General features: G+C 59.5%; 17 protein-coding genes. 8 read left to right on the forward strand and 9 right to left on the reverse strand.

The features are described from left to right. Nucleotides 1-11: 11 nt before the first annotated feature. The gene (locus tag ACRAUW_RS03690) at nt 12-1,133 is read left to right on the forward strand and encodes a GGDEF domain-containing protein (RefSeq protein WP_431361204.1); all 1,122 of its coding nucleotides are present in this window, start codon (nt 12-14) and stop codon (nt 1,131-1,133) included. A gap of 33 nt (nt 1,134-1,166) precedes the next feature. Here ACRAUW_RS03690 and ACRAUW_RS03695 read toward each other — a convergent pair whose 3' ends face one another. Both ACRAUW_RS03695 and ACRAUW_RS03700 read right to left on the reverse strand, forming a co-directional pair. Continuing rightward, nucleotides 1,167-1,415, reverse strand: coding sequence for a YciN family protein (locus tag ACRAUW_RS03695; protein ID WP_421254379.1), 249 nt, complete (start codon nt 1,413-1,415; stop codon nt 1,167-1,169). 138 nt (nt 1,416-1,553) lie between these two features. Then, nucleotides 1,554-2,933 carry an MATE family efflux transporter gene (locus ACRAUW_RS03700; protein WP_431361205.1) on the reverse strand — a complete coding sequence of 460 codons (1,380 nt, stop codon included), beginning with the start codon at nt 2,931-2,933 and terminating at the stop codon, nt 1,554-1,556. Nucleotides 2,934-3,053: 120 nt separating this feature from the next. Here ACRAUW_RS03700 and ACRAUW_RS03705 point away from each other — a divergent pair, with 120 nt between their 5' ends. Then, nucleotides 3,054-3,911, forward strand: a complete 858-nt coding sequence (locus ACRAUW_RS03705) for a helix-turn-helix transcriptional regulator (protein ID WP_431361206.1) — start codon at nt 3,054-3,056, stop codon at nt 3,909-3,911. A gap of 69 nt (nt 3,912-3,980) precedes the next feature. Continuing rightward, entirely contained in the window at nt 3,981-5,675 is a 1,695-nt protein-coding gene (locus ACRAUW_RS03710) for an NAD-dependent malic enzyme (RefSeq protein ID WP_431361207.1), read from the forward strand. Between the two features lie 85 nt (nt 5,676-5,760). On the opposite strand, the gene ACRAUW_RS03715 is transcribed toward ACRAUW_RS03710, so the two are convergent. The 4 genes from ACRAUW_RS03715 to ACRAUW_RS03730 all read right to left on the reverse strand — a co-directional run bounded on the left by ACRAUW_RS03715 (nt 5,761) and on the right by ACRAUW_RS03730 (nt 10,273). Beyond that, nucleotides 5,761-6,798: an OmpA family protein gene (locus tag ACRAUW_RS03715; RefSeq protein WP_431361208.1), complete on the reverse strand. Its 1,038-nt coding sequence runs from the start codon at nt 6,796-6,798 to the stop codon at nt 5,761-5,763. Nucleotides 6,799-7,032: 234 nt separating this feature from the next. Beyond that, complete coding sequence (ompA, locus tag ACRAUW_RS03720; protein ID WP_431361209.1) at nt 7,033-8,034, reverse strand: porin OmpA; 1,002 nt, start codon at nt 8,032-8,034, stop codon at nt 7,033-7,035. A gap of 303 nt (nt 8,035-8,337) precedes the next feature. After that, complete coding sequence (locus ACRAUW_RS03725) at nt 8,338-9,369, reverse strand: OmpA family protein (RefSeq protein ID WP_431361210.1); 1,032 nt, start codon at nt 9,367-9,369, stop codon at nt 8,338-8,340. A gap of 307 nt (nt 9,370-9,676) precedes the next feature. After that, nucleotides 9,677-10,273 carry a hypothetical protein gene (locus ACRAUW_RS03730; protein WP_431361211.1) on the reverse strand — a complete coding sequence of 199 codons (597 nt, stop codon included), beginning with the start codon at nt 10,271-10,273 and terminating at the stop codon, nt 9,677-9,679. 257 nt (nt 10,274-10,530) lie between these two features. Here ACRAUW_RS03730 and ACRAUW_RS03735 point away from each other — a divergent pair, with 257 nt between their 5' ends. Continuing rightward, complete coding sequence (locus tag ACRAUW_RS03735; RefSeq protein ID WP_431361212.1) at nt 10,531-10,797, forward strand: helix-turn-helix domain-containing protein; 267 nt, start codon at nt 10,531-10,533, stop codon at nt 10,795-10,797. A gap of 187 nt (nt 10,798-10,984) precedes the next feature. Further along, entirely contained in the window at nt 10,985-12,325 is a 1,341-nt protein-coding gene (locus ACRAUW_RS03740; protein WP_431361213.1) for an APC family permease, read from the forward strand. A 70-nt stretch (nt 12,326-12,395) separates the two neighbouring features. Here the strand turns inward: ACRAUW_RS03740 and ACRAUW_RS03745 are convergent, their stop codons facing one another. Genes ACRAUW_RS03745 through ACRAUW_RS17585 form a run of 3 tightly spaced genes read right to left on the reverse strand, consistent with a single transcriptional unit; the run spans nt 12,396 to nt 14,791 of the window. Beyond that, entirely contained in the window at nt 12,396-13,271 is an 876-nt protein-coding gene (locus tag ACRAUW_RS03745) for a patatin-like phospholipase family protein (RefSeq protein ID WP_431361214.1), read from the reverse strand. A 33-nt stretch (nt 13,272-13,304) separates the two neighbouring features. Continuing rightward, the gene (locus tag ACRAUW_RS17580) at nt 13,305-13,955 is read right to left on the reverse strand and encodes a GGDEF domain-containing protein (protein WP_443111954.1); all 651 of its coding nucleotides are present in this window, start codon (nt 13,953-13,955) and stop codon (nt 13,305-13,307) included. Next, on the reverse strand, nt 13,946-14,791 hold the full coding sequence (locus ACRAUW_RS17585; RefSeq protein ID WP_443111955.1) for a hypothetical protein: 846 nt from the start codon (nt 14,789-14,791) through the stop codon (nt 13,946-13,948). The genes ACRAUW_RS17580 and ACRAUW_RS17585 overlap by 10 nt, the downstream gene beginning before the upstream one ends. 260 nt (nt 14,792-15,051) lie before the next feature. Between ACRAUW_RS17585 and ACRAUW_RS03755 the strand changes: the two genes are divergently transcribed. From ACRAUW_RS03755 to ACRAUW_RS03765, 3 genes are all read left to right on the forward strand, one after another. Then, the gene (locus ACRAUW_RS03755; RefSeq protein WP_431361215.1) at nt 15,052-16,101 is read left to right on the forward strand and encodes an efflux RND transporter periplasmic adaptor subunit; all 1,050 of its coding nucleotides are present in this window, start codon (nt 15,052-15,054) and stop codon (nt 16,099-16,101) included. Then, a complete protein-coding gene (locus tag ACRAUW_RS03760) occupies nt 16,101-19,217 on the forward strand; it encodes an efflux RND transporter permease subunit (protein WP_431361216.1) in 3,117 nt (1,038 codons plus the stop codon). The genes ACRAUW_RS03755 and ACRAUW_RS03760 overlap by 1 nt, the downstream gene beginning before the upstream one ends. 173 nt (nt 19,218-19,390) lie before the next feature. Continuing rightward, nucleotides 19,391-21,742, forward strand: a complete 2,352-nt coding sequence (locus ACRAUW_RS03765; protein WP_431361217.1) for a YgiQ family radical SAM protein — start codon at nt 19,391-19,393, stop codon at nt 21,740-21,742. The last annotated feature ends 96 nt before the right edge of the window (nt 21,743-21,838 follow it).

The following is a 21,838-nucleotide window of genomic DNA, read 5'->3' on the forward strand; positions in this document are numbered from 1 at the left end:
GGAGACTCTGGATGCATAAGCTGTCAGAGTTCTGGAGTGCGCGGGTTCACTCCGAAGACTTTACCCGTACCCGTATGGGGTTTATGACGGTGCGTCTGCGTCTGCTTACCTGCCTGCTGATGGTGGGGTTGCCGGCCTGGGCCGTGGTGGATTGGATGACTCTGCCTCTCCCCCATTTCGAGCTGCTGTTTCAGGCTCGGATCTTCTGCACACTGGCGCTCTCGCCACTGATCCCGCTCTCTTATCTCATCCACTTCAAGCGGGAACGGATGAAGCTGGCCCTTGGCTACCTGATGGCGGTGATGATGAGCTTTTCTCTCTTCTGCCTGCACAGCTTTGGCAGCGAGCAGGAGTTGCAGGCCGGTTATGCCGTTTTCCCCTATCTGCTGATCACTCTGTTTGCCATCTTCCCCATCCCCCTCTCCCTCAGCTTGCAACTGGCCTGCGTGGTGCTGGTGACCATGTTACTGGGTCACTGGTTGCTGGTTGGACAGAGCATCTGGAGCCAGGCCACCCTGAACCAGGTGTGGGTGCTTGGCATGTTCACCCTGGCCAGTTGCTGGGTGCAGTGTGGCCAGCTCAATATGCTGCTGCGGCTCTATCGGGAGTCCACCACCGATGAGCTGACCGGCATGATGAACCGTCGCCTGCTGATGAAGCAGTTGGAACAGGCCAGGGCGCAATTGCTGATCAGACAGAAGCACTTTGCGCTGGTGCTGCTGGATCTCGATCGCTTCAAGCGGATCAACGATATCTACGGCCATCTGGCAGGTGATGCGGTGCTCAAGGAGGTGGCCATCACGCTGGGCGAACAGTTGGAACCAGATATGGTGCTGGGGCGCTATGGTGGTGAAGAGTTTGCCATCCTGATGTACAACCATGCCGATCCGGTACTGGCGAGCAAAGTGGCTGAACGGCTGCGCATTGCTGTCGAAACGCGGTTGGTGAAGAGTCCCACTTCGGACGAATTACTGGAGGTAACGGTGAGCATAGGAATTGCGCTGGCCCGATCCGGCGAGAGCACGGATCTGCTGATCAACCGCGCTGATGAGTGCCTCTATCAGGCCAAGATGGCGGGACGCAACTGCGTAGTGGTCGAGGGGCAGAACAGCGCAAGAACAGATGCCGCCTGAGGGCGGCATCTTGTTGGCAATGAGCTGGTGAAATCAGCTCAACTTGTACTTGCCGGAGAGTTGCTGGGCCAGCAGCTTGAACATGTTGAAGACCGCCATGGTCTTGCCGGTCGGGGTGCCATCTTCGGCGAGGAAATACTCCCCCTTGAACACCAGAATATCCCCCTTCTGCTCCACCGAATCGGCGCGCATACCGTGGATGAAATCTTCGTGTTCCTTGATGATCTTGTTGGCCATCTCCAGCAGGGCCGTCTCGGTGATCAGCTCTTTCTGTGGTTGCATGCTCGTCTCCTTAAACGACTACTGGACAGGGGCATTGAGCCATTGCATGTGGCGGCGCCCTGCTTCTGATTGAAGAGGCGCCCAGCATACTGCAAACAGGGTTTTTCTGTCATTGATATGACCCCGCTTTGTCGCGTATTAGCCCATCACCAGATTCTTCAACCAGCGGCGCTGGCGAATACGGTGCTGCACCAGCACCATCTTGCTTAGCTCCTCCAGCAACACAACAGCGACTACCCAAGTGAGGGGCCAGCCGAGCACAGTAACGGCCACCCAGGCGAGCGGGATACCGATACACCACATCCCGACAATGTCGATGAAGATGCTGTAGTTCACATCGCCACCGGAGCGCAGCACCCCGATGATCCCCACCATGTTGAACACCTTGAGCAGCATCCCGAGGCACATGATGCCGAGCACCTGACCCGCTTCCGTCATCAGCTCGGGGGGCAGGTTGCCGACCCACTGCAGCAGGTTGGCTTGCAGCAGCCAGACGATGATCCCCACCAGTAGTGCGCCAATCGGTGCCAGCAGCAGGAAGAGCTGGGAGTGCTGCCAGGCGACCTCATACTCCTCGGCCCCGAGCCGATGGCCGAGCAGGGTGGAGCAGGCCACTGCCAGCCCGAAGAAGAGGGAGATGAGGATGCTCTCCAGGGTGCCGAGGGTGGTCATGATGGCCAGTGAGTCAGTACCAAGATGGGCGTAGAGAAAGCCGTAAATCAGCATGCCGAAGGCCCAGAGGCCGTCATGGAACAGCAGCGGCAGGGCGATCAGGGTAAAGCGCACCACTTCCTTGCGCTTGAAGGCGGCCAGCCAGTCTGGTGTGCGCGGGATCAGGCGCGCCTCATAACGCTTTACGTAGAGCAGCAGCAGGACTGTCTGCAGCAGCCGGGAAATGGTGGTGCCCCAGGCCGAACCGGCTACTCCCATCGCCTCGAAGCCGAAGTGACCAAAGATGAGGGCGTAGTTGAGGATGACGTTGGCGATGATGGCGATAATGCCGATCCGGGTCGGCGCGGCGGCATTGCCGACCGAGCGCAGGGCTGACTCCAGCGGCACTACGATGGCGGTACAGAGGATGGTGGCGCCGGTGATCATCAAGAACTGATCCGCCAGTGCCCGCAGTGCCGGATCCTGACTGGCAAAGCCCAGCACGCTACCCGGCGATAGCACATAGATGAAGGCAAAGGGCAGGGTGACCAGCAGGGCGCCTACTATGGCCAGCGCAAGAGAGCGGCGCACCCCGGCCATCTCCCCGCGCCCGAAGTATTGTGCTGCCAATACCGAGACCCCGCCCGCGAGGCCAGCTATCACCAGCAGATTGAAAAAGAAGACCCGGTTACCCAAGCCGACCGCCGCCACAGCCGTGGTGCCAAGCTGGCTCACCATCATGATATCGATGAGGCCGAGCAGGGAGAACATCATGGATTGCAGCGAAACCGGCAGGGCCAGCCACCACAATCGGGTCATGAATTCGCGATCGGTGGTTTGTTTTAAAATCGCTTGCCAATAATTCATAGTTGTTAACCGGGTATAAGAAAAGCAAGGTTTGTCAGGGGTATGATAGGGGCTGATGAGGCTCTTCTCACTGTGAGTAGCTCTCGGTTTTCTTGTGTAAAACTATCCTGTTGAGGTGTTATGCCATTTGCCTGCGAGTGTCTGGAGATAGCGCCCTCTTGCGATGAGCGGATGCTGGGGCGCGAAGGGTTGCCGCTGCTCGGCGAGGCGGGGATCTTCCTCACCGGCCTCTCGACCATTCGGGAGCACTACCTCATTCGCCGCAATCACCCCGAGTTTCACATCCTGATGGTGAGTCACGATGAGGGGGGCGCGCTGCTCACCGACGAGGGGGAGCAAGCCATTCCGGCCGGATCGCTGATTTTCCTGCCCGCCGCCGTGCCCGGTGGTCTCAAGCTGATTGGCGAAAGCTGGCAGATGAGCTGGATTCTGCTCGATGACGTGCCGCGCTGGCAGCACTTGCACCACCTTGGGCACCGTATCTGGCAAGGGGATGGCGGCGATCAGCTCTACCATCTGCTCAGCCTGATGCAGGGGGAGGGGGTTCGCTCTGTGCTGCAACCCCAACTGCTCAGCCTGTTGCTGGCACTGCTGGAGCGCACCCTGCAGGGAGAGGTGCGTGGCACGCCGGAGCTACGCCTGCAGGCGCTGTTTCGCCGGGTGGAGGCGCGCCTCGACGAATCCTGGAGCGTGGCCCGGCTCGCCGACCAGATGGCCTGCTCGGTGCCCCATCTGCACCGGCTCTGTCAGCAAGCGTTCGGTATGGGGCCGATGGCGAGGGTAACCGAGCTTAGAATGAACAAGGCGCGTCAGCTGTTGCTCTATACCAACTGGCCACTTGGCGAACTGGCGGCCCGGGTCGGTTACAGTGATGGGGCTAACTTTGCCAACCGTTTTCGTCGTTTGACTGGTCAGACTCCCGGTGCGTTTCGTCGACATGCTCGCAAACCTTTTGCAACGAATACGCAAACACTTTGAAATTTGTCGCACAAGCTCATAGGATCGGCGGGTTCCTGTTTCTCGCTAACTGTTTAGGTACCCAGATCCATGTTTGAAGATAATAACCAGAAACGTCCCCTATACATTCCCTACGCCGGTCCCGCCCTGCTGGAGACCCCGCTACTCAACAAGGGCAGCGCTTTCACCAGCGAAGAGCGCAGCAACTTCAACCTCGAGGGGCTGCTGCCCCAGAATATCGAAACCATCGAGGAGCAAGCTGAGCGGGCCTATCGCCAGTTCATGGGATTTGGCAACGACATGGATAAGCACATCTACCTGCGCAACATTCAGGATACCAACGAGACGCTCTTCTACCGGCTACTGCACAATCACCTCACAGAGATGCTGCCCATCATCTACACCCCGACTGTCGGCAAGGCGTGCGAGGAGTTCTCCAACATCTATCGCCGCGCCCGTGGTCTGTTTATCTCCTATCCGGACAAGGAGAGGATCGATGACATGCTGCAAAACGCCACCAAGCAGAACGTCAAGGTGATCGTGGTGACCGATGGCGAGCGGATCCTGGGTCTGGGTGACCAGGGGATCGGCGGCATGGGCATTCCCATCGGCAAGCTGTCCCTCTACACCGCCTGTGGCGGCATCTCCCCTGCTTACTGTCTGCCGGTGGTGCTGGATGTGGGTACCAACAACCAGCAGCTGCTGAACGATCCCTTCTACATGGGGTGGCGCAATCCGCGCATCTCCGGTGAAGAGTACGCCGAATTCGTCGATGCCTTTATTCAGGCGGTCAAGCGCCGCTGGCCCGATATCCTGCTGCAGTTTGAGGACTTCGCCCAGAACAACGCCATGCCGCTGCTCAACCGCTACAAGAACGAGCTCTGCTGCTTCAACGATGACATTCAGGGCACCGCCGCCGTGACCCTGGGCAGCCTGATCGCCGCCTGCAAGGCCTCTGGCGCCAAGCTCTCCGAGAAGCGGGTGGCCTTCCTCGGCGCGGGCAGCGCCGGTTGCGGCATTGCCGAGCAGATCGTGGCGCAGATGAAGGCCGAAGGGCTGACCGATGCCCAGGCGCGCAGCCGGCTCTTTATGGTGGACCGCTTTGGTCTTATCACCGACAAGATCCCCAACCAACTCGACTTCCAGCGCCGCCTCTCCCAGCCGGTGGAGCGGATCGCCGATTGGCCGGTGGGGGACAACATCTCCCTGCTGGAGGTGATGGAGCACGGCCGACCGGACATCCTGATCGGGGTCTCCGGTCAGCCGGGGCTGTTTACCGAAGAGGTGGTCAAGACCATGCACAAGCACTGTGTCCGTCCCATCATCTTCCCGCTCTCCAACCCCACCTCCCGGGTCGAGGCGACACCTGCGGATTTGATCCGCTGGACCGACGGTCAGGCGCTGGTGGCCACCGGCAGTCCGTTTGCACCGGTGGAGCACAAGGGCAAGCGCTACGTCATCGCCCAGTGCAACAACTCCTTCATCTTCCCGGGGATCGGCCTTGGCGTCATCGCCTCCGGCGCCACCCGGGTGACCGACGCCATGCTGATGTCGGCCAGCCGTGCGCTGGCAGAGTGCTCGCCGCTGGTGAAAGGGGAGGAGGGTTCTCTGCTGCCGGATCTGGCGGATATCCATCAGGTCTCCCGCTTTATCGCCAAGATGGTGGCCAAGACCGCCATGCTGCAGGGCAAGGCGGTGCAGACCCCGGACGAAGTGATCGATCAGGCCATCGACGCCAACTTCTGGCATCCGGAATATCGCCGCTACCGTCGCACCTCGTTCTGATTTCTGCGGGAAGATGCAAATCAAAAGGGATGCGAAAGCATCCCTTTTTACTGCACTTCTGACATGGTCATCGCCTCAAGATGAACTACTCGCTGGTACTCTGTACGCCGGTGACGCGTACCTCGACCCGACGATCCGGTCCAAGGCAGTCGATGAGCGCCGCTTTCGGCTTGATGGCATCACACTGGTTGCCGGTGACCGGATTGCTCGCGCCATTGCCCTGGATGCTCACCTTGTCGGAAGGCAATCCCTTGCTGATCAGAAAGTCGGCAACGGTTTGGGCTCGAGCTTCTGACAACCTCTGATTGTTGGCATCCGAACCGATGCGGTCGGTATATCCCATCACCACCGCACTGCCATCCTTGGGCTGCACGTCGACGATCTGCTGGTAGAGATCGTCCAGCGCGCTCATCCCCTCCTGTTTGAGGTCCGCTTTGCCAAAGGCGAACAACACATCTGAACTGAGGTTGAAGGTCTGATCTACCATCTCCGGTTCGGCCGGTGGCGGGGGGATTACGACCGGGGCAGGCGTGGGGGCCGCTTCTGCGGGTTGGCTGCGGTTCGGGTGGATCACCAGTTCCAGTGTGGCGGTGCTGATGTCGCTGACCCAGCGCTGGGTGCCGCTGTTGGCTTTGCCGTTATCCGGATCATCGCCAACGCGCACTATGTAGCGGTAGCGTGCCTGCAGATCGACCCAGTCATGGAGCCGGGCCGTCACACCCAGACCCGCCAGCGGCGCCAGGTTGTCATCGCCACCGTTGATAGACTTGACGTGGTAAAGGTAGCCTCCTCCCTCAGCAAATACCGAGAACATATCGTTGAGTGGCAAGCGGCCAATGATGGAGAGTGTTGCTCCCTTGCTATTGAAATTGGTACCGCCGATATTCCAGTCACCGGTGGAGAGATAGCCAATCTCGGCCCCCAGATTCTCCGTGAAGTTGTAACCGCCAAACAGAGAGAGTGCTGTCGCATCCTTGCTGACATCCTGACTGAAATCATTCAGATTGTGGGCAATGGCCCAGCCACCGCCGACCCCGGCATACCAGTCGTGAATCGGTTCCGCTTGTGCGCCTGTGCTCGCCAATGCCAGTGCAATCCACACAGGTTTTACTCTTATGTTCATCGCGTATCCTCGTCGATGTTTGGTGTTGTGGGGAGACCTGCTGGCCAAACCCCACACTTATGTATAGATGACGGGCTGTTTTTAACCATAAGAGAGGCATGTGGCGCAAGCTGTGAACCTGGCCTATGGGCGTGAGACCGGAAGAGAGAAAAGCAAGAGAGGGGGAAAGGTGGGTGATATGAGAGGCAAGAAAAAGGAGGCCAGGTGGCCTCCTTGGTAGGGCGGACTGCAGGATTACTGTTGTACTTGCTGAACACCGGTGACGCGCACTTCGACGCGGCGATCCGGCGCGAGACAGCTGATCAGCTTGGCCTTGGCCTTGATGCTATCGCACTGGGTGCCGGTGACCGGATTGGCTTCACCGCGTCCTTCGATGGCCACTTTGCCAGCTGGCAGACCTTTGCCAACCAGGAAGTCGGCTACGGTACGGGCACGCGCTTCGGAGAGTTTCTGGTTGTAGGCATCAGAACCGATACGGTCGGTGTAACCGACGACCACGGCGCTGCCATCTTTCGGCTGAACATCAACGATCTGTTGATACAGGGAGTTGAGCGCTGCGACACCTTCTGGCTTGAGGGTGGATTTGCCAAAGGCAAACAGCACGTCAGAGCTCAGGGCGAAGTTCTTGTCGACCAGTACCGGCTCGGGAACCGGCTCAGGCGCAGGAGCGGCAACTGGTGCGACATAAGATGTCCGGTTGGGGTGCAGCACCAGCTCCAGGGTCGCCACGCTCATGTCGCTCTCCCAGGTCTTCTGCTCACTGCCCAGATTCCACAAATAACGGTAGCGGGCTTGTACATCGACAAGGTCGGAGAGCTTGGCGGTCAGGCCAAGGCCCGCCAGCGGTGCTGTGCCGTTGTCGCTGTTATCATTACCGTTGACGTGATTGAAGTAGGCACCACCTTCAGCAAACACTGAGAAGATGTCGCCCAGCGGCAGGCGGGCGATACCGGAGAGGGTTGCCCCCTGGGTTTTGAAATCGGCACCGTCTACGCCCGCTTTACCGGCGTAGAGATAGCCCAGTTCGGCTGCGTAGTAATCGTTGAAGTTGTAACCACCGAACAGACTCAGTGCAGTGGCGTCTTTATCTGTATCCAGTCCTTTAACATCGTCAAGGTTATGAGCATAAGCCCAACCCGTACCAATACCTGTGTACCAGTCATCGGCAGCCTGAGCTGTGGTGCCTGCGGCGGCGAGCGCCAGAGCAATCAGGGTAGGAGCCATTTTGAGTTTCATCGGTTTATCCTCGTTGTGTTAGCCCATGGCGGGCAATGCACTTGTTGTTATTGCGGCGAAAAGTCGCCAGCAAAGTGGATAGCGAAGACCTTGGACTCTCATGAATCATATTTATCATGGGCAACAGACCGGGCAAAAAACGCTTTTTATCGCTTATCCAATATCTTACAGACGCAACTACTTTATGCTTTCGAGGCGGGACAGGCAAGCACAGGGAGGGGGGAGAGAGATGCAGGGGAGAAGGAGACAAACAAAAAGGGATGCCGCAGCATCCCTTTTTTGCACTATCTGAACCTGATCAGATTACTGCTGGACTTCTTGTACGCCAGATACGCGAACTTCTACGCGACGGTCCGGAGCCAGGCAGGAGATCAGCTGAGCTTTAGCGGTTACGCCGTTGCACTTGGTGCCGGTAACCGGGTTGGCTTCGCCACGACCTTCGATGGCAACCTTGCTGGCAGCCATACCTTTGCTGACCAGGAAGTTGGCAACGGTACGGGCACGGGCTTCAGACAGCTTCTGGTTGTAAGCGTCGGAGCCGATACGGTCGGTGTAACCAACAACAACAGCGTTGCCATCTTTCGGCTGGAACTCAACGATCTGCTGGTACAGCGCGTTCAGGGCTGCAACACCTTCCGGCTTCAGGGTCTCTTTGCCGAAAGCAAACAGCACGTCAGAGTTCAGGGCGAAGTTCTTCTCTACCACTTGCGGAGCAGGAGCCGGCGCTTCTTCAACAACCGGTGCCGGAGCCGCTACCGGCGCTACGTAGGAGGTGCGGAACGGGTGGTATACCGCTTCCAGAGTTGCAACGCTCTGGTTGGACTTGTAACGGTCACCGTTGTCAGCGTGCAGATCAGCCACGTCCCACATGTAACGGTAGCGAGCTTGCAGATCCAGAGCGTCGTTAACCTTGTAGGTCACGCCCAGGCCAGCCAGCGGGGATACTTTGGTGTCGCTGATGCCCAGACCATCGGTGTGAGCCCAGTAGGCGCCGCCTTCAGCGAACAGGGAGAAGTCGTTGCCAACCGGCAGACGGGCGATACCGGACAGGGTGGCGCCCTGGTTCTCGTAACGCAGACCTTCGGTGTTGCCACGACCGGCATACTGGTAACCGAATTCGGTACCGAAGTTCTCGGTGAAGTTGTAACCAACGAAGGCGTTGGCTGCGGCAGCATCTTCAGTACCAGCGTAACCGCCGCCATCGATCTTGTTCAGACCGTTGAAGTGAGCAGCACCGACACCGGCACCGAAGTAGATGTCGTCAGCGGCGTGAGCAGCGGTAGCACCCAGAGCAGCCATGGCGATGGCGATCATGGAAGGAGCCATTTTCATCATAAAAAAATCCTCGTTGAGATCGCACGTTATGCACGTGCTTCACACTTTGTAATTTATGTAAGCTGCAGGCTCCGCCGTACGGCTGGCGTCGAGTCTGGCAGATGACCCGGCAGAAGCGGGTTGCACACTCTCCTGGTGTGTCGAGTGCGCTGGCATGGTACGCGATGCGTGAGAAACCACGGCCAGGCAACTGAGTCATTCCGATGACGAGGCGCACTCTATGCTGATTTTAAAACATGATCAAGCTCACAAATGAGCCCTGTGGCAAATTGTGTCGTGCCCTTAACTGGCTGTTTATCCAGATTAATTAATGATCCAGATAGGCCCTGTGCAGTTTCTTCTCCAGCTTCATATAAGCCTGAGCCCAGTCTGGTTGCGGGTTGGTCGGAGTCGCCCTGGCCGCAAAAACAGCGAGGTAATCGGCCTGGGTTGCGCTCTGCAGCAAGGGGATAAATGTCATCAGGAAATGTCGGGCCAGATAGGGGTCAAGAGGCCAGATATTGAGGATGGCTCGTGCTACCGGCTGAACCGCGGCGGGACAGATGAAATGGCGGTGTCCCGCCTCCAGCCAGTCGGCCATCTCGCACATGCCCGATTCGGGCACCAGACCACCATCACCCGGGGTGGTTGCCAGAGCAATAGCCTGACCATTTATCGTGATGAGCTGCTCATTGTTATACAGGGTGCCATCGTGGCTGCGCAGGGAAAGGTTTGGGCAGGGTTGTTCAAGAAACAGGCTGCAGCTCTCCGGCAGGGCGGCCAGCAGCTCGCTGGCATGGCTGGAGAGCTGGGCTGGAAGCCAGAATGCTTCGGCGCGATATTGTTCGCCTTGCAGACGCTGTTGTGCCAGTTCCTCCGGGCTTGAAACGGGGTGCAGGTGAGAGATAATGCCGGGAAACGCCATACTTATTCCTCTTAATAGGTATCTGGTGGATTATACGAGTTATTGAGGGGGTCACAATAAAGGTTTCTTTTCGAGACTGTTTACCTGAAGCGGCTGAGGGATTACCATCCCCCATGAAGGCTAGGGTTGTCGCCGAAGGGCGCTCATAAAGATAGAGGCTCGACCATAACGAGTCCGAACAAAACTGATACACTTGACTACGAGTCGTCGCGAAAAATAAAGGCGGAGTAAATCCGTCAAACGGAGTATGGAACATTATGAATTCAAATATCGTTACAGTGGGTAAGAAGATCCGTCAAATCCGTGAAGCGGTCGGTTTGAGCCGTCCCAAGTTTGCCGATTTGTTGGGCGTTCCTCCCACAACCTTAAAAAACTACGAACTGGGTTACCGTGAAGTTGGGGGCGCCTTCCTGGTTGCCCTGGCTCATCACCCGGATCTGCACAAATTCACCCTCTGGCTGCTGGCAGACAAAAAAATCGCCGAAATCGGCCAGATCGGACCGGATGACCTCGCCAAGGCGTGATCATTGATGTGAATAGAAATGCCGCCTTTGGGCGGTATTTTTTTTGGGGCGCAGCTCGATTTTTTTATCTAACCTGCTTTGAATTATCCATGCTGACCAACGAGAATAGGCGGCCCCGAAAAATGGGCCTCTGGTGGTCTCTGGCCACCCGAAAACAATAACATTCAAGAAGAGATGAGCGATGGGTATGAACAGTAATGAGTTGGATAAACGCTATGGCCTGATGACAGCCATCGCCATGGTGGTCGGCGTGGTGATCGGCTCAGGCGTTTTCTTCAAGGCCGATGATGTTCTGCGTCTGACGGGCGGTAACCTGGCCATTGCGCTGCTGGCGTGGGCGCTGGGGGCATTTTCGATGATCTTTGGCGCACTGGTGTTTGCCGAGTTTGCCCAGCGGATCGAAAAGTCCAACGGTATCGTCGATTATGCCGAAGCGGCATACGGCAAAATGTTTGGTTATCTGGTGGGGTGGTTTAAAGGCGTACTCTATTACGCCCCTCTTTCCGCCATCCTTGCCTGGGTCGCCGCTCTGTACACCATGATCTTGCTCGGCAGTGATAATCCGACCAACTCTGGTGCGACCTGGATGCTGGCGGCTATCTATATGACAGTTACCTATCTGATCAACTTCTATGCCCCGGTTCTGGCGGGCAAGCTGCAAGTGGGTTCGACCCTGATCAAGTTGATCCCGCTCATCCTGGTTGCCATCGTGGGCACCATTTCTGGTCTGCTCAATGGCGTGACCGTGACCAACTTTGTGCAGGCGATGGATGGTATCGGGAGCACCGGAGGCACTTTGGCCACGGCCGTCGTTGCCACCGCCTTCGCCTACGAAGGGTGGATCGCTGCCGTGACCATCAACAGCGAAATCCGCGATTCCAAGAGGAACCTGCCCAGAGCGCTGGTGATTGGTACTCTGATCGTCTTTGTGGTTTATGTTACCTATTTCTTGGGGATCGCCAGTGTTCTGCCGACGGACGATATAGTGGCGCAGGGGGATAACGCGGTGAATATTGCGACCACCAGCCTGTTTGGCGGGACTGCCTCGACTATTTTGACCGTGTTTGTGATTGTCTCCTGCCTCGGCACCCTCAACGGTTTAGTGTTGGCGACCATGCGCATTCCCTATTCGTTGGCGATCCGCAATCAGGGGCCTGCTCCCAAGTGGATGAGCCGTATCGAACCGCACCATCATATGCCCATCAACTCGGCCCGTGCAGCAGCGCTGTTGTCGGTGATCTACTCGGTGTTGTGGTATTGCAGCATCAACGAGACATTCGGTCGTTACATCGCTCTTGATGAGATGCCTATTGTGCTGATCTATGGCCTCTACCTGTTCCTCTATATCTGGTATATGCGCACCTTTACCGAGTTGGGCTGGATAAAGCGGTTCGTGATCCCGAGTTGTGCCACCCTGGGCGCGCTCATCATCCTCTATGGCGGTATCACCAATCCCAGTCTGGGACTCTATCTGCTGGTCTCTGTGGGGGTGATTCTGCTCGGGTTGCTCTTCTACCGTAAGGAGTGACCGGGTAAGGAAGTTGAAAAAAAGCGCCAAATGGCGCTTTTTTCATGTGTAAACCGCAGCATGTCGACAACTAACTGCCCAGCAACCCGAGGCGCCCCAATTCATCCTTGAGCTGTTCGAGGTTGCGTTCGACGCAGGCCTCCCCCTCATTGATGGCATCGCTGGCGCGATGAAAATCCATAATTGAGAAGCTGCCAAGGCGCGGGCAGAGCTGGATCTCCGGTGGGTCACCGGCCATCCGGGCTCGGGTAATGCGCTCCTGCATGATGTTGATGGAGCCACTCATCACACTCCACAGACCCGGGGTGGTTGGCCCGGATTCACCGCGATTGAGCCACTGGCTGAGCAGGCCGCCGCTGCCGGGTTGGTCTGGTTCATCGGTCCAGGGCTGGTGCATGTCGGTGTTGAGGTTGACCGCAATCACCACCTCGGCACCCATGGCACGAGCCAGCGAGATGGGTACCGGATTGACCACGGCGCCATCCACTAGCCAGCGGTCGTTGATCCGGGTCGGGGTGAGGATCCCCGGCATGCCACAGGAGGCACGTACCGACTGACGCAGCGGGCCCCGTTGCAACCAGATTTCGCGTCCGGTATCGAGCTCGGTGGCGATGCAGGCGAAGGGGATGGGCAGGTTCTCGAGATCGGGATCCCCCAGATGGCTGGCGGCAAGGCCAAACACCTTTTCGCCGCGAAACAGCCCGCCGGAGAGAGCCGGGTCGAGCAGACTGACCACCTGCAGGCGGGTAAAGCCGCGCACCCAGGTTTCCAGCCGATCCAGTTCACCGGCGGCATAGGCGGCGCCGACAAAGCTGCCGATGGAGCAGCCAGCGATCAAATCCGGCTTGATGCCGAGTCGTTCAAGAGCGCGGATGACGCCGATATGGGCCCATCCTCTGGCGGCACCGCTCCCCAGAGCGAGCCCTACGCGGGGTTTACGTGGCACGAAGTGACTCCTGAAAAGTGTGGATGTTCCAGCTTACTCTGTGGGCTGGTCCTCGTCACCCTGCCATCTTTCGCTGCGGTTGCGACCGTTGGCCTTGGCCTGATAGAGCGCCACATCGGCGCGGCGCACCGCTTCGTGCAGGGGAAGGTTCTCCTGGTGGGGCAGATAGCCGAGGCTGATGGTGACCTCCAGCCCGGGTTCGATGGCGGCCCAGTCGTGATCCGCCACCGCCTTTCTCAGCCGCTCCGCCAGCTCGCCGAGCTGCGTTGCATCAGCGCGGCCAATCAGCAGCAGAAACTCTTCGCCCCCCCAGCGGATCAGGCGATCAGTGGGCCTAATCTGCTGCTGGCAGATCTGTACCAGCCTGATCAGCACCCTATCACCCACTCCATGGCCGAAGTTGTCATTGACCCGTTTGAAGTGATCCGCATCGAGCATCAGGATCCCCGCTTGCTGTCGGGCCAGATCGCCCGCCTGTTCCAGCAGCACCAGATAGTGGCGGTTGAAGGCACCGGTGAGGGCATCGTGGCAGGAGAGGTAGTTGAGGCGCTGGTTGAGGCGATGGAATTTCAGGTTGGAGAGGGCGGCCAGCAGCATAAAGAGGATGGCAAGCAGGGTCGGGGCGGACTGGCAGAGCATGGCCTTCAGCAGGGGCCAGAGGGCAATGGTGTGGATCAGCTGCAAGGGGTGTCCGGAATGGTCAGGATAAGGCGCAAGCTGCCCTGCTGCCAAAGATAGGTTGAGGAGAGGAGCAGATCGGCGGGCGTGGCCGTGTTTGTTGCACCGCTGGCCAGCACCTGCCGATACTGGTTGACTAGCATGTAATCTCCGAGTTTCGGGGTCAGTTCGTCAAGCTGCTGATGCAAGCGCGAGAGCTGGATATCCATACTGAGCATCCCCACCAGATGACCCTCCTTGTAGAGGGAGCGCGACAATGTGATGAGCAGCCCCTTCCCCGCTAGGTCGTTGAACGGACTCGATATAATGGTGCCCCGCTTCGGGTTATGGGCTGCCAGTGCGTCTTGCCAATAAGAACTCGGGTAGAGCGAGGGGGAGAAGCGAAACCGGTTGGAAGGTTCCCAGTGATAGAGGCAGATAAAATTGTCTATGCCGGTGAAGTAGACCCAGGCGATCTCGTTGCCAAGACGCTGGCTGGCGGTAGCCAGCAAGGGAGAGAGGCTCAGGGCCAGATGAATGCGAGCCTCCCGCTCGCTGCCTACAGGTGGCAAGGGGCCGGCACCGGTCAGATTGCCCACCAGCCGCTTGGGCAAGTCGGCGGGGCGATGATCGAGGGCCAGTCCTCCATCCGGCAGCATCTCGATATGCCGATAGAGTTGGCGGGTCAGGGCTGACTGGGGGGTACTGCGCAGTCGCTCCTCGGCCTGGCCGTGCATCGCCTCCAGAAACACCTGACTCTGCCTGAATTGATCCCCCAGATGAATGGCGCTGTTAAGGGTGTTGCTCTGGTAGATATCCTCTATCTGCCTGAGCGACTGGCGCAGGGCCAAGATGATGAGCAATGCGGCCAGCGCTAGCAACGGCCAGCTTAAAGGTGAAAAGAAGCGGCGATCAAACAACGTCGATGGGAACAAACACCTGTTGGTAATGGAGAGCCTCCATTTTACGCCAGTCTGTTGATTGGTTAATCATTTAATCATCAACACAATGATCTTCTTCTGTTTTTGTTACGTTTTGTCACATTTATACATAGTCACGGCATAGTCTGGGGCTAAAATGGCCCCAATCTGGATTTACCCCCTTACTCTTCATGGACTGTTCGATGAAAATGCGTATCTGGCTCGGCTTGGGCCTTCTTCTAATCGTGGTTGCCGGCGTCTGGGCGCTGCGTCACAGCGAACCCGCCGCCAAAGCACCGACCAGACAGGTCAATATCCGCACTCAAACCGTCAAGCAGAGCCTGGCTGAGCCGACCCTCAAGCTGGTGGGCAAGCTGGCGGCCAATCGCTCCGTCATCATCAGCCCCGAAGTGACCGGCCGCATCGTCAAGATTGCGGTGCAGTCGGGTCAGAGCGTGGCGAAGGGGGAGACCCTGATCGCGCTCGATGCGGGCAAACAGCAGGCTGAGCTGGCCGAGCAGAGCGCCAGTCTGCGCGACGAGCACCGCAAGCTTAACGAGATGCGCAAGCTGGTCGCCCGTGGCGCCGTCACCCAGTCGGTGCTGGAGGGGCAGGAGGCCAGCGTGGCCCAGGTGCAAGCACGCCTCGATGCCGCCCGCTACGAGCTCTCCCTGCGTACCTTGCAGGCTCCCTTTGCCGGTACCGTGAGCCTGATTGACTTGAGCGAAGGGGCGCTGGTCAACAGCGGCGACACCCTGCTGCATCTGGATGAACTGGACAAACTGCGCCTCGATCTGGCGGTGCCGGAGCGTTACCTCTCCCTGCTGCGACCGGGCATGCCGGTTACCGCCACCAGCACTGCCTGGCCGGATCAGCAATTCAACGGCACCCTGACCACCCTCGACAGCCGCATTTCCAACGATACCCAGAACATCAAGGCGCGGGTGATGATCCCCAATGGCAACGGCCAGTTGCGCCCGGGCATGCTGCTCAACGTGGAGCTGGCACTGCCCGCCCAGCAGCTCACCCTGATCCCTGCCCAGTCGGTGGAGTACGCCGGTGAGCAGCGCTTTGTTTACCGTCTCGAGGCCGATGGCCGGGTCAAGCGGGTGCCTGTGGTGCTCGGTGAAACCGAAGGGGAGACCGTCTGGGTCACCGAGGGGCTGAAGGTCGGCGATCGCATCGTGGTCGAGGGGCTGGTCAATCTGCGTGATGGGGTGCAGGTGCGTGATCTGGCCGAGGTGAACGGCTGATGTGGCTCTCCGATATCTCAGTTCGCCGCCCGCTGGTGGCGGTGGTGCTCAGCGCCCTGCTCACCGTGTTTGGTCTGGTCGCCTTCAGCAAGTTGACGGTGCGGGAGATGCCCGATGTGCAGACCCCGTCGGTCACCATCACCACCACCTATGAGGGGGCAGCCCCGGCGGTGATGGAGAGTCAGGTCACCAAACCCATCGAGGATCAGCTCTCCGGTATCAGCGGCATCAAAAACATCAACTCGGTGACCCGCAAGGGGCGCTCGGTGATCACGGTGGAGTTCAAGCTCGGCTGGAACATGGTGGAGGGGGTCTCCGATGTGCGCGATGCCCTGACCCGCGCCAAGAGCAAGCTGCCGGAGGATGCCGACGACCCGCTGGTGACCAAGGATAGCGGCAGCGGCGATGTGGCGGTCTGGCTTAACTTCAGCAGCAGCCAGATGGATCGCACCGCCATGACCGATTACGCCAACCGGGTGCTGGTCGACCCCCTGAGCTTGGTGGACGGGGTGAGCGAGGTGGTGCTCTCCGGCGATCTCACCCAGGTGATGTATGTGCGGCTGAGACCGGCTGATATGGCGGCGCGCGGCGTGACGGTGGCGGATGTGCAGGATGCCCTCAAGCGCGAGAACATCGAGCTGCCGGGGGGCGAGATCCGCAACAACTCCATGACCATGGCGGTGCAGATTGCCCGCCTCTACCACACGGCAGAAGACTTCCGGCAACTGCAAGTCACCACTGCCGCCAACGGTCAGAGCGTCTATCTGGCTGATATCGCCGATGTGGAGGTGGGGGCCAAGAACGAAGACAGCGCCTACCAGCGAAATGGCCGCGAGAGTCTGGGGATCGGTATCGTCGCCCAGTCCACCGCCAACCCGCTGGCAGTGGCGCAGGGGATCGAGAAGAAACTCGGCGAGATGCAGCGCTTCCTGCCAGAGGGGGCGGTGCTTGAGGTCGATTATGACGCCACCATCTTTATCAAGCAGGCCATCGACGAGGTGTACGAGACCCTGGCCATCTGCGCCGTGCTGGTGGTGGCGGTGCTCTATCTGTTCCTCGGCCAGGGGCGCACCACGCTTATTCCGGCCATTACGGTGCCGGTGTCGCTGATTTCTGCCTTTATCGGCGCCTGGTATTTCGGCTTTTCCATCAACCTCATTACCTTGCTGGCCCTTATTCTCGCCATCGGCTTGGTAGTGGATGACGCCATCGTGGTGGTGGAGAACATCCACCACCATCTGCAGCGGGGTGAACCGCCGCTGCTGGCCGCCTGGCACGGCACCCGCGAAGTGGGCTTTGCGGTCATCGCCACCACTGCCGTGCTGGTGATGGTGTTTGTCCCCATCGCCTTTATGGATGGCATGGTGGGGCGGCTCTTTACCGAGTTTGCCATTCTGCTCTCGCTTGCGGTGCTCTGCTCTTCGCTGGTGGCGCTGACCCTGACCCCGGCCATGGGCTCCTGGCTGATGCGCCCGCTCGACAAGCCGAACCGGCTGACGGCAGCCCTCGATCGCGGGCTTGGCTGGCTGGAGGGGCACTATCGCCGCCTGTTGCAGGGATTGCTGCGCCGCTCCCGCTGGATGCCGCTGGCGCTGCTGCTTTGTCTGGCCGGTATCGGCGCCCTCTTTACCCAGCTGCCGAGCAGCCTCACCCCGACCGAGGATCGCGGCGTGGTGTTTGTCTTCGTCAAGGGGGCGGAGGGGACCAGCATCGAGCGGATGAAGCGCAACATGCAGCAGGTGGAGTCCGCCATCATGCCGATGCTGGGGGAGGGGGTAGTGCAGTCGCTGAGCTTCAGCACCCCCGCCTTTGGCCGTGGCGGCGATCAGACCGGTATGGTGATCATCCAGCTCACCGACTGGGCCGAGCGCGACATCACCGCCACCCAGTTCTCCCGCTCGCTGGGCGCCAAGCTCGCCGGTATTCCCGACGTGATGATCCGCCCCTTTATGCCCGGTTTTCGCGGCGGCTCCACCGCACCGGTCCAGTTCGTATTGCAAGGCAACGATTATGGTGAGCTTCATCAACAGGGGTTGGCGCTGAAAGAGGCCGCCCAGGCCAGTGGCCTGATGGTGAACCCGGACCTTGACTACGCCGAAAATACCCCCGAACTGCAGGTGACCATCAATCGTGACAGCGCCAGCCAGCTCGGCATTCCGGTCTCCACCGTGGCCAACAGCTTGCAAACCCTGCTGGGCGGGGCGAGCAAGACCACCTATGTGGACAGGGGCGAGGAGTATGACGTCTACCTGCGCGGCAACCAGACCGAGTTCAACGGCATCTCGGATCTCGGTCGCATCTACCTGAAGGCCGCTAATGGCGAAATGGTCAGTCTCTCGACCCTGGCTACCGTCAAGCAGGTGGCGACCGCCAACCGCCTCAACCACTACCAGCGGCAAAAGGCGATCACCCTGACCGCCGACGTGCACCCGGATCACACCCTGGGCGAGGCCCTCGATTTCCTCGATGGCTGGGCCAACGCCAACCTGCCCACCGGCATGACGGTGGATTATGCCGGTGATTCCAAGGATTACCGCGACAATCAGGGGGAGATGGTGCTGGTCTTTGGCCTCGCCCTGCTGGTGGTCTATCTGGTGCTGGTGGCCCAGTTCGAGAGCACCCTGACCCCGGCAGTGGTGATGGTGACGGTGCCACTCGGCATCTTCGGCGGCCTGCTTGGCCTCTGGCTGACGGGGCAGGAGATGAGCATCTACAGCCAGATCGGCATGATCATGCTGATCGGCATGGTGACCAAGAACGGCATCCTCATCGTCGAGTTCATCAACCAGCTGCGCCAGCGGGGGGAAGGGTTCGAGGAGGCGATCATCGCAGGCTCGGTGCGCCGCTTGCGCCCCATCCTGATGACTTCGCTCACCGCCATTATCGGCGCGGTGCCGCTGATGCTCTCCATGGGGGCGGGCTACGAGAGCCGGATGGCGGTGGGGACAGTGGTCTTCTTCGGGCTGTCGCTGGCCACCCTGGTCACCCTGCTGGTGGTGCCCGCCATCTACCATCTGATCGCCCGCCACGCCGGCATGACAGGGGCGCGGGATCAGCAGGTAGACGAAGCGCTGGCCGCCAAGGGGGCAGGGGAGTCGCACCCTCCGGCGCTCTGATCTCAATCCTGACGGGGGCCGGTTATCAGCCTCATCATCACAAGGGCGCCTGCGGGCGCCCTTGCTATTGCGGGCAGTGGCCTATTCCGCGGGATCTATAAGGACAAAAAGCCATCGCTCCCCTTGACCGCAACCGGTATAATGCGCGACCCGAATTGTTCCAGGTGGTTAAAATGCAGCCGGTTACCAACCTTTTCTCCTATCCCCGCTATTGGGCCGAGTGCTACGGCACGGCGCCCTTCCTGCCCATGTCCCGCAAAGAGATGGACAAGCTCGGTTGGGACAGCTGCGACGTCATTCTGGTGACGGGGGATGCCTATGTGGATCACCCGAGCTTCGGCATGGCGGTCATCGGCCGTATGCTGGAAGCGCAGGGCTTTCGGGTCGGTATCATCGCCCAGCCGGACTGGTCATCGAAGGATGACTTTATGCGTCTGGGCAAACCGAACCTCTTCTTCGGGGTGACCGCGGGCAACATGGACTCCATGATCAACCGCTACACCTCCGACAAAAAGCTGCGCCACGACGACGCCTACACCCCGGGGGATGTGGGCGGCAAGCGGCCGGATCGCGCCACTCTTGTCTATACCCAGCGCTGCAAAGAGGCCTTCAAGGAGGTCCCCGTCGTCATCGGCGGCATCGAGGCATCCCTGCGCCGCATCGCCCACTACGACTACTGGTCCGAGACCATTCGCCGCTCCATCCTGCTCGATGCCAAGGCCGATATCCTCATCTACGGCAACGCCGAGCGGCCGCTGGTGGAAGTGGCCCACCGCATCGCAGCGGGGGAGAGCATCGACACCATGCAGGATATTCGCGGCACCGCCGTTATCCGCAAGGAGCCGCTGCCGGGCTGGAAAGGGGTGGATTCGAGCAAGCTCGACCAGATTGGCCGCATCGATCCCATCATGAACCCCTATATGGAAGGGGCTCCTTGTTCTGACGACGCCACCGAAGCGGCACCTGCCGCGCAGGAAGCCCAGCCTGTGCTGGTGCAGCCGGCCAAGCCCAAGCCGTGGGAAAAAACCTATGTGAAGCTGCCGGCGTTCGAGCGGGTGAAAGAGGACAAGGTGCTCTACGCCCACGCCTCGCGCATTCTGCACCACGAGACCAACCCCGGCTGTGCCCGCGCCCTGTCGCAAGCCCACGGCGATCGCATCGTCTGGGTCAACCCGCCCGCCTTCCCGCTGGAAACCGAGGAGATGGACGGCGTATTCGGCCTGCCCTACCAGCGGGTGCCGCACCCGGCCTATGGCAACGAGAAGATCCCCGCCTTCGAGATGATCAAGACCTCGGTCAACATCATGCGCGGCTGCTTTGGCGGCTGCTCCTTCTGCTCCATCACCGAGCATGAAGGGCGCATCATCCAGAGCCGCTCGGAAGAGTCGATCCTCAAAGAAATCGAAGATATCCGCGACAAGGTGCCGGGCTTTACCGGCGTCATCTCGGATCTCGGCGGCCCCACCGCCAACATGTACAAGCTGCGCTGCAAGAGCCCCAAAGCCGAGCAGACCTGCCGTCGCGCCTCCTGTGTCTGGCCCACCATCTGCCCGCACATGGACACCGACCACAGCCCGACCATCAACCTCTATCGCAAGGCGCGTGACCTCAAGGGGATCAAGAAGATCCTCATCGCCTCCGGCGTGCGTTACGATATCGCGGTCGAAGATCCCCGCTATATCAAGGAGCTGGCCAAGTACCACGTCGGCGGCTACCTCAAGATCGCGCCGGAACACACCGAGGAGGGGCCGCTCTCCAAGATGATGAAGCCGGGCATGGGCAGCTACTACCAGTTCAAGGAGCTGTTCGACAAATACTCCAAAGAGGCGGGCAAGCAGCAGTACCTGATCCCCTACTTCATCTCCGCCCACCCGGGCACTACCGATGAAGACATGGTCAATCTGGCGCTCTGGGTCAAAGAGAACCGCTTCAAGCTCGATCAGGTGCAGAACTTCTACCCGTCGCCGCTCGCCAACGCCACCACCATGTATTACACAGAGAAAAACCCGTTAAACAAGGTGAGCCGCGAAGGGGGCGATGTCTTTGTCGCCAAGGGCGAGCGTCGCCGCCGCCTGCACAAGGCGCTGCTGCGCTATCACGATCCCGCTGGCTGGCCGATGATCCGCGAAGCCCTGCTCGCCATGGGCAAGGGCCACCTGATTGGCAACGGCCCCGGCTGTCTGGTGCCTGCGGAAGGGCGCAACGAGCGCGCCGCCAGCGGCAAGGGGCTGAAACCGGCCCTGACCCGTCACAGCAACATCAGTCACCAGCGTGGCAATGGCACAGGCAACAAGCCGACGGGCGGCAAGCCGGTGGGTTCCCAGCTGCACAAAGGCGCGGCTAATGGCAAGCCCGCCGCACAGGGTGAAGGCAAGAGTGCGGGCCAGAATGCGGGTAAGAGCAAACCTGCCCATAAGGGCAAAGCGCCGACCCGCGCAGGCTCTGCCAAGCCGGGTGCCAAACCCGCTGCTCAAGGCGGCAAGCCAGCGGCTAAAGGCAATGGTGCCAAGCGACCGGTTCGGTGATATTCCTGACTGGAAAGCGACAGAAATAAAAAGGCGACCGAATGGTCGCCTTTTTTAAGGTGGTTTTGAGAAAGTGAAGGTTAATAAATGATATTT

Origin of the sequence: Aeromonas sp., assembly GCF_050633025.1 — a bacterium.
Taxonomy (GTDB): Bacteria; Pseudomonadota; Gammaproteobacteria; order Enterobacterales; family Aeromonadaceae; genus Aeromonas.